This window comes from Paraburkholderia sp. GAS206C (genome assembly GCF_050435645.1).
GTDB lineage: Bacteria > Pseudomonadota > Gammaproteobacteria > Burkholderiales > Burkholderiaceae > Paraburkholderia > Paraburkholderia phenazinium_B.
This window is the reverse complement of record NZ_JBNDKR010000014.1, coordinates 178,603-190,620: the sequence shown is the minus strand read 5'-3', so window position 1 is coordinate 190,620 and position 12,018 is coordinate 178,603. Positions and strand designations below refer to the sequence as shown.

General features: G+C 58.7%; 11 protein-coding genes. 3 read left to right on the top strand and 8 right to left on the bottom strand.

What is annotated here, in order from left to right:
- Positions 1-39 precede the first annotated feature (39 nt).
- On the top strand, positions 40-867 hold the full coding sequence (locus P3T20_RS33330; RefSeq protein WP_429289089.1) for an alpha/beta fold hydrolase: 828 nt from the start codon (positions 40-42) through the stop codon (positions 865-867).
- A gap of 263 nt (positions 868-1,130) precedes the next feature.
- Here the strand turns inward: P3T20_RS33330 and P3T20_RS33325 are convergent, their stop codons facing one another.
- The 6 genes from P3T20_RS33325 to P3T20_RS33300 form a co-directional block, all read right to left on the bottom strand.
- Positions 1,131-1,784 carry a hypothetical protein gene (locus P3T20_RS33325; RefSeq protein ID WP_429289088.1) on the bottom strand — a complete coding sequence of 218 codons (654 nt, stop codon included), beginning with the start codon at positions 1,782-1,784 and terminating at the stop codon, positions 1,131-1,133.
- Between the two features lie 506 nt (positions 1,785-2,290).
- Entirely contained in the window at positions 2,291-2,761 is a 471-nt protein-coding gene (locus P3T20_RS33320) for an ASCH domain-containing protein (protein WP_429289087.1), read from the bottom strand.
- Positions 2,762-2,883: 122 nt separating this feature from the next.
- Positions 2,884-3,393: a lipocalin-like domain-containing protein gene (locus tag P3T20_RS33315; protein WP_429289086.1), complete on the bottom strand. Its 510-nt coding sequence runs from the start codon at positions 3,391-3,393 to the stop codon at positions 2,884-2,886.
- A 452-nt stretch (positions 3,394-3,845) separates the two neighbouring features.
- Positions 3,846-4,493, bottom strand: coding sequence for an orotate phosphoribosyltransferase (pyrE, locus tag P3T20_RS33310; RefSeq protein ID WP_429289085.1), 648 nt, complete (start codon positions 4,491-4,493; stop codon positions 3,846-3,848).
- Positions 4,494-5,096: 603 nt separating this feature from the next.
- Positions 5,097-5,660, bottom strand: coding sequence for a GNAT family N-acetyltransferase (locus P3T20_RS33305; protein ID WP_429289084.1), 564 nt, complete (start codon positions 5,658-5,660; stop codon positions 5,097-5,099).
- Between the two features lie 291 nt (positions 5,661-5,951).
- Positions 5,952-6,809: a LysR family transcriptional regulator gene (locus P3T20_RS33300; RefSeq protein WP_429289083.1), complete on the bottom strand. Its 858-nt coding sequence runs from the start codon at positions 6,807-6,809 to the stop codon at positions 5,952-5,954.
- Between the two features lie 141 nt (positions 6,810-6,950).
- On the opposite strand from P3T20_RS33300, the gene P3T20_RS33295 reads away from it, so the two are divergent.
- Both P3T20_RS33295 and P3T20_RS33290 read left to right on the top strand, forming a co-directional pair.
- Positions 6,951-8,420, top strand: coding sequence for an MFS transporter (locus P3T20_RS33295; protein ID WP_429289082.1), 1,470 nt, complete (start codon positions 6,951-6,953; stop codon positions 8,418-8,420).
- A 552-nt stretch (positions 8,421-8,972) separates the two neighbouring features.
- Positions 8,973-9,884 carry a LysR family transcriptional regulator gene (locus P3T20_RS33290; RefSeq protein ID WP_429289081.1) on the top strand — a complete coding sequence of 304 codons (912 nt, stop codon included), beginning with the start codon at positions 8,973-8,975 and terminating at the stop codon, positions 9,882-9,884.
- Positions 9,885-9,981: 97 nt separating this feature from the next.
- Here P3T20_RS33290 and P3T20_RS33285 read toward each other — a convergent pair whose 3' ends face one another.
- Positions 9,982-10,614 carry a class I SAM-dependent methyltransferase gene (locus P3T20_RS33285; RefSeq protein ID WP_429289080.1) on the bottom strand — a complete coding sequence of 211 codons (633 nt, stop codon included), beginning with the start codon at positions 10,612-10,614 and terminating at the stop codon, positions 9,982-9,984.
- Positions 10,615-10,781: 167 nt separating this feature from the next.
- Complete coding sequence (locus tag P3T20_RS33280; protein WP_074268590.1) at positions 10,782-11,534, bottom strand: SDR family NAD(P)-dependent oxidoreductase; 753 nt, start codon at positions 11,532-11,534, stop codon at positions 10,782-10,784.
- Positions 11,535-12,018 lie beyond the last annotated feature (484 nt).

Here is a 12,018-nt window from a genome sequence, read left to right as displayed (position 1 = left end):
AGACTTGCTTTGCAGAATCACGGTGGAACAGGACCGGTTATGCTCTTGCTGCATGGAGCCGGGAGATCCGCGGCCGATTGGTTGCCAATGGCGCGTCTGTTGGTATCGCATCGGCGTGTAATCGCATTGGACCTGCGCGGCCACGGACTGTCTGAGTCGGGGGAATGGAATGTCGATCTTGTTTTAAGAGACATCCAGACCGTTCTCGAGAGCTATTCGACATCCGACATTTCGCTGGTTGGCCATTCGCTCGGGGGAGTCCTGGCATTCCTTTACGCATCGAGGTATGGCGGCGTTAGCCATGTCATCGACCTCGACGGATTTGCCCTGCGCGCCAGTGAGTATGTCGGCCTTTCGCCCGCAGAAGCAGTTGCATCTCAAGAGCGAGCGCGAGCCGAGTGGGTGCGACCGCAGCCAACCCTGACCGGCAAAGCGGTAGCTAACCTCGAACGACGTGTTGCCGAGATCTATGGCCTTTGCCCGGCCGATAGCTCGGAGATTGTGAGGCGCCGGCTGAATCCGCTGAACGACGATCGATATTCGTTTCGTGCGGACGCGGCAACGACATTAGGAATTCGAGCCCTGTACGCAGCTTTCCTCAGTGACCACAGCTTCTTCGATTTGGTCCGCACGATTGACGCGCCAAGCCTGATTTTTCGTGCAAATCGGCTAACCCTCCCGCCCGGACTGCCCGAGTGGCACAAGGAGATGCTTCAGGCATACTTTCTCGGTGTTCAGCACCAAACCGAAGAGTTAGTGCAATCGGGTCGGCTCACGCTATCTGTACGGGAAAGCAGCCATATGATGATGCTGGAGGAGCCCGCTGCATTAGCCGCCGAAATTGCCCAATTTCTCGCAACTAGTTGAGCCGATATTCCTGGCGCATTTGCTCGGGACGCCCTTCTTGAACGTCCGTTTTCGGTGCTTGTGGGGACCCCAATGGGTCGACTTGGGCCGAATGCGGCCTGATCGACGACGGGGCATTGCGGCGGTCCGCGTCGGACCGGGGTCGGCCATATGCGGTCGGTCGGGACAGGTGCGCAAAGCGTCGACAAACAGCGGGAACACACGCCACGCGCGTCTCACCTGCTACAGCGGTCCAAAAGTCCCGGCGATCAGCGTTGGCGCAGTTATGGAGCCGTTGCCGACGTCGCCGCGGGTTTAAGCGGATCCACAAGACTGTAGTTGTAGAGTTCCCAGTTAAGGTCATCCGCGCTCGCGCCGTAGTAATAATTCGTGCTCTCGTGCTTGATGACGCGTTTTACGGATGGCGCATACCAGTAGGTTTCCGTGAATGTGCTCCCGCGGTGGTATGCACCTTTTACGACGCGATCAACCTCGCCGCGTGCCACGAGTCTGAAAGCAAAAAAGTCGCCGGCAACCACGTGCACAATCTCCGCCCCATCCACTGTAACGTGATGCGCAACCCAGCTTGTCTCCCGCCCGGTTGCCGTGGCGGTATAGTTCTCGTCCCAGCTTGCCCCTACTGAGAGCGGGAAGTGCACATAGCCGCGCCCAGGGCGATACTGCGTCGGACCGGATACAGTCACGGCGCCCGCGCTATTCAGGTCGATTTCGTATGGGTTTCCGCTGGTCGTTTGCACCGCTATCCGGGTCTGCTCAGGCGTCACCTCGATTACTGTCTGACGCGGCGGATGCTGCGAGCTCGGGTCCCCCCGGGTTGGCCCGATGGCCCATGTATCGCCCACCCGAAAGACAGGCGTATCGGCCTGCGAAACCGGCTGAATCGTCGATTGCTCGCCAGCCGCGATAGTCCCAAACAAGGGTGACAGGACCACAAATAGTGCAATTCTCGCTGCCTTTCGGTGGCCACGAATCACGCAGCATTTGTCGAAAAGAGATCCTTTCATCGTGTTGGTCGCTCTTTGCGAGAACTGGAGAGCCTCTGGCTCGCGCTGGCCATCGTAAGCGATAGAGAAACTACCGAAATCTTTCTGGCCAGTTGCGATGTGGAATTCCTCCAGAAATATTTAACCTGAAAGCGCTCGCGCGATGTGCGGTATCACGCATACGGTGGTACCGGCACAACGACACCGGTCTTAGCCCGATATCGCTAGGGACGCAAGCCGTGATCGCCGCGATCGATGGTTGCCGTAACTGGTCAGTGCGGCATCCGATGCCACGGGTTTTCGGCGATATGCGGCCGCCGACCGGCGGTTCCAGCGGGCTGCCGGACATGAGAACGCGAAGGTTCACGTCCGGCCATGAGCGGTCTTCGGGAGTCGCTCAAGGAACGATTGCTTGCAGCCAGACAGCAGTCGAATTGAGATTACCAACCCAAATCAGCTATCAAATCGAACGTCTCGCAAACGAGCGGCATTGACGCTACGGGCTGTCGCCCTATCCGCTGGCACTCTCTGTCAAAGAACTTCCAGTGCTCCGCGCGCCAGAATTCGAGTGAAAGGTCACCTTCTCCTTCGGCGGCCGCAAACTCGCTAGAAATATTCTCAAAAGAAACTATCTCGACTCTCGTCGTCCGAAGCAGCAGAACGGGGTTATCGAAAAAATCCAGAACAATTTCGATGTCCCCTTCCTGCGGCAGGCGTTCGTCGTCAAATTTCCATGACCACAGCAAGCTACATGTGGCGCGCTTTATGTTGGCCGCTATCAAGGAAATGAGCATTGCAGAAGATTGCTCCGAGTCGCCATAGCTGCCAAATCGAACATTGGCCCCGGCGAGATCGATTCCTCGTTTGCTTAGCGCTGTAATCAAGTCGGGCAGCGTCGGGGTATTGGACATAGACTAGGGCGAGCCACGGTACGGGGTCAGGAATCGAATTCTATTGCATGACGAGGTGTGCACTGGACGTCCGGCATCGAATTGTAAGGCGACGTGCGGTACCGGGACCTTAAGAGCCGGGCTCACCTGCCTTTATCCCGCTGCCAGACAGCGGTCGATGCGCCGTATCCAAAGCTGCCCGGCGTGATATACGTGAGGCGGTCCCCTTCAATGACGAATGGTCTCGCCTGTATTTCGCCATCCCAGTTCGGGAACGTTCCCTTCCGAATGTGCAATTCGATCGTGTGCGTAGTCGGGTCCACTACGTATGTTCCGAAATGTGCGACGCTTCCCTGCACAATCTGTTTGTTTTCGTCCGCCGTCGCTGAAAGACGATCGCCTGATGCGAGCTTCGGCAAGTTGGAGCGGACCGCGATCAGCGTATAGCGCCCATCGTCGCCAAAAACGAGCTGACCTTCTGGATGAAGGCCCAGGATCTCCACTGGGCTACCGCTTTTCAAGACGGTCAGAGAGATCAACTTCCAGGTGTCAACCAGGCTCGCCGCTGTTTGTGCGAAGGCGCTCTGAAACGAGAGCAGTGTCACAGCCCAAAACGCAGCGGCAGAGAGCAAAGTAGTTAGATGACGTTGCATGAGAACCTCCATCACGGACAGCACCGATCAGCGGAATCACAAACGATGGGGCTATTGATTCGTCAAGTCGAGCAACTATGCCCGCGGAATCCCGACACGTGAAAATGCGGAAAGGGAAAGGTCGGGACCACGTTGTGGGAGCACTTTGAGTCTAGACGCGACGGTACTCCACGCAATATACCGTTCGGCATATGCACGACCGGCCTGCAGAAGCAGGAATCACATGATGTGAATGGAACCGGGATATCAGTCGTCGCGTCGGAGGCGACGAACGGCCAGTTACAGCCGTTCGACAACGTCGCTCAGATCCGGGGCAACCGCCACCGCTGGGGACGTGCAGGTCGATGAAGGATAGGATTTCGGGACTATTCAATGGCGTCGCCGGATTACTGATGCCGAGTGTTACCGATAACGCCTCCAAAGAACAAAGGCCGCCTAGTTGCAGGAGGGTGTCAGATCATGGCTTGCTCAATCTGGGAGAAGCTGTAAAGACCTCTCAGTTCAATTCCAATCATAGCAAGCGCTTCTTTGCCGCCGGTTTCGCGATCGATCACGCACAGCGCCACCGCGACCGGAATACCGTCGGCGCGAAGCTTCGCCGCGGCATCTGAAATGGCTCCGCCGCTGGATACGACGTCTTCGATTAGCACGAGTTTTCGCCCAATCAATTCAGGACCCTCCGCATACTGACAGGTGCCATATTCTTTCGGCTCCTTGCGGATGAAAGCAGCTGGCAAACCAGTTACCTGGCTGAGCATGGTTGCGATGGGAATGCCACCCATTTCAAGTCCACCCAACACCTCCGTGTCAGGCGGAAGCAGCGGTGCCATAGCGTCGGCAATCGCTTTGAGCAACGCTGGATCCGACTCGAAGCGATATTTGTCGAAATAGGTGTTGCTGCGCTTACCCGAACGCAGCAGAAAGTCGCCACTCAGTTTGGAGACGGCGCGAATACGGGCGGGGACAGTCATAAGGCAAGATCCGGTTTTCAAATGACAAGAATAGGTGTCGGCAAGAATACAACACTGAAGGTTGTTGAACGCCATAGTTACTGAATTCAGATCCCTTAGGGAAGCGGTCGCCTGCATGGACTTGACCATGTCGAACGGCCGCTCGCGGCGATTTTGTAGGTCCGTTCCGGGTCGCGTGCTGTCGACCACCGCCGTCCAAGCCCAAAGCGGTTATGCGATTTGCATGAGGCAGTGCCCGGCCAGTTGCGGACCTTTGACAACTGCGCGTGAATCGTCAACAACAGCGCCGTTCAGATCGAGTCCTGCTACGATTCCGATTCCGACTCCAACGTCGACAAACAGAAGAGGGGGCGAGTTTGGGGAAAAGGGCAAGCGATTATGACCAACCAATTCGAGTATCCGCGAAAGCGGCGGTGATTTTTGCAGCGCTGGCGGGCTACCTGTACTGGATGTGGATTAACGAGGCGGCAACGGGTGTATCGCAGTGGGGGAAGGTGACCCGGATATACCGCGCTACCGACCCGCAGCACTTCGCATTCAGTCACACCCGGACGCTGATCGAATACGCACTGATAGCAGGAGTCGCTGTGATTTGTCTTGGCTACATGGGGTTTTGCATGATGCGCCGCCGGTCGCTGCGACAAGGACGTTAATAGGGGGAAATTCTGAGCGGCCGTAACGGCCGCTATCGAGCGGATCAATGGATCCGCTCAGGGTCGGCTGCGGAAGTTGCTATGTACTTTGTCTAGCTCCTCGACGCAGGAGGAGCATTGCCTTGTCTCGGTAAGTAATTTCGTCGGTGATGACGTACGAGAGCTTGTTTGCCAGAGCGAGTGATGCAACGTTCTCAGGCGGGATGAGGCACACGGTTTCTCTACATTGGCCGTCCCGTTCCAGCCAAGCCAAGCCAGCTTTCGCGGCTTCGGTTGCATACCCTTTTCCCTGCGAGTCCGGGGTAAACATCCAGCCAATCTCTTGTGCATCGTCAAACTCGGGGCCGAGTTTGCGTTTGAATTTGAAAAACCCGAGCTCGCCCGAAAATTTCCCGCCGTGCTTTTCTCGAACGATCCAATGTCCGAACCCCATGAGTGCCCAGTGTCCGACTATTCGGTGTAAGCGGGCCCAAACTTCCTCTTCCGTAAGTGGACGGCCGATGATTGGGCCAACCACATTCACATCCGACCACATCGCATGCATTTCCTCGAAGTCATCAAGGGTTGGCACGGCCAGAAATAAGCGGTCGGTTTCCAGCGATGCAGAGATATAGGCCGTGTTGTGATCGAGAATCGAAATCATGTTTGGGAGCGTGTTTGCGACTTTGCTATTTTATCGATCCAAATGTCGAGTGTGCCTCGACCTGACTGCGAGAGTCCGCTTTAGAGAAAAGCGACCGTCCCTCGTGGGTCGATATGGTGCGGTCGCTGTCGGCCCGGGTTCGGCCAACAACGGTCATCGCGCTGACCAACGGCTTCGTCATTCTGACGCCTCTTCTTGCCTGGAAGCAGCACGCTTATTTTGACAACCGATGCGGCGCCCCGCCGCTCCATAGCTTCATAAAGCACATCATTCGACTCTCGGGCGAGCCGTTTATCGGATCGCCGGTCGATGCTCCCGAAATGCGGCTGCAAGCGTACGCAAGGCCTCGCGCGACTTCGTATCCGAGAGACTGGAATGCAGCACAATTTCCGACGGAGGAAGCGCAGGCAGGCCCAGTAGCGCGCCGATTTCGATGAGACCGAGCGGCGCGACCCGATGCGCGAACGCTCCAACGGCCAGGCCGGCCGATACGGCAGCAGTAACCGCTGTTGTACCCCCACCGATGAACACATCGGCCCAGGCAATCCCCGCTGCGTCCAACCTGCGCGTCGCCACGTTACGTATTCCACATGTTGCTGAGAGCGACGCGAGCCGCAGCGGCCCCCCTTCGCGATGCACGAAGCCGGGCGATGCAAACCAGCCCAGCGGCTCCAGCGCGAGCATTTCCCCGTTGCGGCGGTCGTCCTCGCGACGCAGGATCGCAGCGTCGAGCTTGCCGAGTTCGAACGCGTCGAGCAGTTCGCGGGACGATTCGATCCGTACTTCGATCAGCAAGGCGGGATCGTAGGCGTGTAGCCGCGTGAGCAGGACCGGCAGGTCAGGACCCGCAATATGGTCGCTAATACCGAGCGCAAGGCGCCGCGTGGTACCGGATAGTTCCGCGAGTGCGCGCTCATGGGCCGCGACGAACTCGCGCGCAGCATCCAGAAACGAGGCTCCGCGCGCCGACAGCCGCACCAGCCGCGGCGTACGTTCGATGAGCTTGTGCCCGAGCCGGTCCTCCAGCCGCTTCAGCTTCATGCTGATCGCGGCCTGTGTCGTGTCCATTGCCTCTGCTGCGCGCGTGAAGCTCTGGAAGTCCGCGACGAGCGTGAAGGCACGCACCGCGTCGACATCGAGTGTTGTCATGTTTATCATCTCTAAAAGTTATCACTGATATATTCACTCATCTCGTTGAGTTATGTCCAGTGGTGTCGCATAGTGCTCTTCACCGACCGCGGACCAGGTCAATCCTCGCGCCCGATCTCCATTCGACGAACGGTGACACCCATGAGCACACTCGACAAAGCGCGCGCGCATTCGTCGCACGACATGAACACAGTTGACCCACGGCGCTGGCTCGCGCTGCCTGTTCTGTTAACGGGGGCGTTCCTGCCGATCCTTGACTTCAACGTTGTCAACCTGGCACTTCCTTCAATCAGGCAGAGTCTCGGCGCCACGTCTGGCGAGATCGAATTCATCATCTCGGCGTATGCGGCAACCTACGCAGTTTTCCTCATCACCGGCGGGCGGCTCGGAGATCTGTTTGGCCGCAAGCGCATGTTCGTGACTGGCGTTGCCGGCTTCACACTCGCGTCGGCATTGTGCGGACTCGCGCCGTCCGCTGCCGCACTCGTTGCGGCGCGCATCCTGCAGGGCCTGACCGCGACCGTCATGGCGCCTCAGGTGCTCGCCTCCATCCGCGTATTGTTTCCCCCCGCGGAACAGGGGCGCGCGCTCGCACTCTATGGCGCCACGTTCGGCCTCGGGAACATCTGCGGCCAGGTGCTGGGCGGCGCGCTCGTATCGTTGCACCCCTTGGGATTCACCTGGCAGGCGATCTTCCTGATCAACGTGCCTATCGGTCTCGTGGCGTTTGTAGGCGGTCTGGCATTTCTGCGTGACTCGCGGGCGGAGCACGCGCAACGTCTCGACATTGGCGGCGTAGTGCTGCTCTCGGTTGCCCTGGGTCTGCTGGTCTACCCGCTCGTAGAAGGACGGGAAACCGGCTGGCCGATGTGGATCATCGCAATGCTCGTCGCAGCGCCGTTTGCTTTCGCGTTTTTCGTACGCTTCGAAACGCGCCTGGCTGCGAAGGGCGGTTCGCCCCTTGTCGAATTCGCGCTCTTCCGCGAAGCGGGCTTCGCGGTCGGCGTCGCCATGGCATTTGCGTTGTATACGCTCTCGTCGTTCTACCTGACCTTCTCCGTGTACCTGCAAGGAGGGCTGCATCTCTCGCCGCTGCAAGCAGGGTTGGCGACGTTGCCGTACGCCGTTGCCTATTTCCTCGCGTCCCTGGCCTCCGCTCAGGTCATGGCGCGGCTCGGCAAGTTCGCACTGACGGTCGGTTTCGCCCTGCAGGTGATCGGCTTCAGTGTCGCGCTCCTTGCGGTGGCGGGAACACTGGCGGGCGGCCTTGATATCGGTCTCGCGATTGCCGGGCTGGGGTTTGGCACCGTCATGCCGTCGGTCATCAAGGCGGTGATCGGCGGAGTCGCGCCGACGCATGCAGGCCTTGCTTCTGGAATTGTCATCTCGACATTTCAGATCGCCTCGGCGCTTGGTGTCGCGGTCATGGGCGGCGTGTTTTATGCCCAACTGGGTGCTGGCCGCGGAGCAGCTGCGTTCGGTCACGCATTTGCCGTCGCGCTCGGCTGCAACGTGGTGTTGCTGGCAGTCGGCGGATTGCTTTCGTTATTCCTGCCCGATCAGCGGCACGCGCTCGCAAAAACGACTTCTACCGGAGCAAGCCGCGGCTAAGTTCGGCCGTTTTGGTTTTATCGGCTACGAACCCTCACCACGTTTTCCACATACCTACCAATTCCGAACAAAGATGAACGACCGCTGTATTTTGAAAGAGGTCTTGTTGCCGAGCTCGATTAAACGGCCGCTCAGGGTCATGTGCTGGCGAACCGCCAATTCACGCTTCTGAATACCATGATCGGGAACCCCTAAAAACACCGTGAACGGCCATTACGGTTGACAACGCGATGCCAGTTTGTATCGGTTGTTCAACATGTTGTCTCACCTTGGGAATGAAGGTGACCTCATCAGGCAAAATCTGTGGCGCATAGATGAGTTCTCGTCCGTATCTTCTCATTTGACGCATGTGGCGAATGTCTCCTTTCGTACAATGCTAAGGTTTCCTGAGGGTCGATTACAGGCGTCGCCGCTCGGCCCAGAAGTAGCGCAGCCACGATGACGCACGAAGCCGTGAATGTGTTTGTGGAGAAGATGGGGACCGCCACCCACTCTGAGAAGCCGGTATATTGCGATGCGAGACATCCCTCTCAGAGATAGATAAAGGCTTATATGCTCGACGGCGTATCCCTCGACCAGCTCAGAACATTCATCGCCGCGGTGGACGAAGGAAGCTTCTCCGCGGCGGCTCGACGCCTGAACCGCGTGCAGTCCGCAGTCAGCGGCTGGGTGAGTGCTTTGGAGGAGCAGATCGGCATCACGCTGTTCGACAGGTCAGGGCGTTTCCCAAAACTAACGCCTGAAGGCGTGCTCCTTCTTGCGGATGCGCGGGCCATCGTGTCGGGTGTTGACACCCTCAAAGCTCGGGCAAAGCTCATGGCCTCGGGGGTCGAGGCCGAGCTCTCCGTGGTGTTCGATGTCTTCTTTCCCACTGCCGTCATCAGCGAGGCAGCCAGAGCGTTCGCCAGGCGCTTCCCGTTGACGCCGTTACGGATCTTCGTGGAGGGTTTGGGTGCTGGGTATCAGCCGGTACTGGAGGGGCGCTGCACGTTGGGAATCCTCGCCTCACTCCCAATGGACTTCCCGTCGCTGGTTGTCGACCGCCTCGGCACCGTCCCGTTGGTGATGGTTGCTGCGCGTGGCCACCCGCTTGCAAACTTCGAGGGCCATATCCCCAGGAAGGAACTCTCCAGGCACGTGCAACTGGTCTTGACCGATCGTTCACAGCTGCTCGCTGGCCGCGACTACGGGGTCCTATCGTCTACGACCTGGCGCCTGGCCGATCTGTCCACGAAATATGCATTGCTCAAGGACTGTGTCGGCTGGGGAGGGATGCCTCTTCACATGGTGGAGAAAGACATTGCCTCCGGTGACCTGGTCGCCCTTGACGTCGATGGTGTCCCGCGCGCTGGAGCCATGCTGACCATTTCTGCCGTCTACCCAGCCGCAGCGCCTCCTGGTCCCGCCGGGCGCTGGCTCGTTGAGCATCTGAAAGACTGGTCGAGCGGAAAAGAGTCGCCTTAACCCGCAAAACTCTAGCGCCAGGCAGCGGCCTTAACCGAAAGTCATTCGACCTGGCGAGCCAGACGGTAGACCACAAAGCCCGTCCTGCGGGGACTCGTTAGGGCTTCACAAACCGATAGGCGAAGCGATCGGTCTCACCCTTGATCGCGGGGTCGAACGCCTTGCTCGAGTGCGGATCGTCCTTGTTGGCGAGAACGGTGCTTTCCGCGTCCAGTACGAAGCCTGCCGCTTCCACCTCCTCGCGCACGGACGCAGGGTCGATCCGATGCAGCGACTGGGCGTTGCTCGTGCCCGCCCCGGCGGCGGTGGCGTGATCGACGATGACATAGTACCCACCGGACTTCAGTCGCTCGTAGACGGCTCGGTTGAACTCCGCCGCCGTCGCGCCTTTGGCCTGCATAAGTGCAGTGTGGAGGTCGTGGTAGAACAGGTGCAGCCACAGGACATCAGCCGGTCGAGTGGCCTGCGGCATCGCCACGAGGTCCGTCGAAACGACCTCGACGTTCTCTCGGTCCGGCTCTTTCGCAAGCGTCCGCATGAGGCCGACCGGATCGTTCTTGAAGTGGGCAACTTCGGCCGGCACGAAGCTGTAGACCCGTCCTTCGGGTCCCACGACGTCTGAAAAGAGACGGGTCCAGTCGCCGTCGCCCGGGTAAACGTCGATGACGGTGGCGCCCGCATCGACGCGTGAGAAACGGATCAACTCCGCCAGCTTGGATTGGTCGTACATGGGATCTCCTTCACGGTAGAGAATTCGACGAGCGTATGACGTGCAAGGCATCGGTCCACGGCTCATTCGCCATAGACCGCGAAGAATGCCGCTAAGGCCGGCGCCTGCGCGTCAATGTACTCCGGGAGGTTCTTCCCGGCGCAGTCCAGCCACAGGACCGCGTCGGGTCATCCCTGCGCCATGCCCCCATCGACGGGAAGATCGATACCGGTGATGTAAGAACTTTCATCAGAGGCGAGGAACGTGACTGCTGCAGCGATTTCCTCGGGCATGCCCCTGCGGCCCATTGGGATCTGCGTGGTGAACTGTGCGACTGCTTGCTCGGCCTGTTCAGCGGTAAGGCCCGTCGTAGTCGCCAGGGCCGGGGTGTCGATTGCTCCGGGGCTCATACAATTCACGCGGATCTTGCGGTCTTTCAATTCCAGGGCCCAGCCGCGCGCGAAGTTGCGCACAGCCGCCTTACTCGCGGCGTAAGCAGTAAATCCTGGAAGCCCGAGTACGTTCGAGACCGAAGAGTTCAGGATAATCGAACCGCCGTCTTTGAAGAGGGGAAGGGCCTTCTGCACCGTAAAGAACATTCCCTTCACGTTCACGTCGAAGGTCTGGTCAAAATGGGCCTCACTCGCTACCGCGAGCGGTGCGATTGTCCCCGCGCCCGCGTTCGCAAAGAGAATGTCGATGTGACCATGCTTCTCTTTCACGACAGCAAAGAGGCGATCCAGATCTTCCAGGCGCGACACATCGCCCACGACCGTCGTAACGTTTTTCTTAATGAGCGTGGCGGCCTCTTTCAGCTCTTTCTCTCGACGCCCAGTGATTACGACATGCGCACCTTCATCCACGAAGCGCTTGGCTGTGGCCAAGCCAATCCCACTGCTTCCGCCCGTGACGACTGCAATCTTGCCTTCCAGGTTTTTCATGATCTTTCATCCTTTCGTAATTGAAAAGCGGGGCGCCGCGATTGGCGCAGCCGAAGTCCAGCAACGGGACGACGACCCAAGCTCCCCGCTAGAAGCGCGAGAGCTTGCAGATCGGCCCGCTGGTCGAACACGAATGGTAGGAGCGCACCGGCCTCCTGAGAAGACGACAAATCGAGATGCAATCCATCTCTTCCGTAGATGGACGTCACTTACGGGCCCGATAAACTTCATGCGCTGACTGTGACGGCGGCTCTGCGGACGAGACCGCAACGAACTGCAAGTGATCTCTCTCGCGTTGTCGACGGCAAGGATAGTTTGTTGGGAATAGTCCCATGGCCGTCTGCTTCAAGGACGTCCAATTGACCGGTTTGGTCCGCGGGCTGCCGATCGCAGTCAGGCAGTAGCCGGCCAGAGACGGAACTTTGCAACGGCCTCGGAAATGGCTTATAAGCGGGCGATTCCATTCATATGAGATCGATTGATC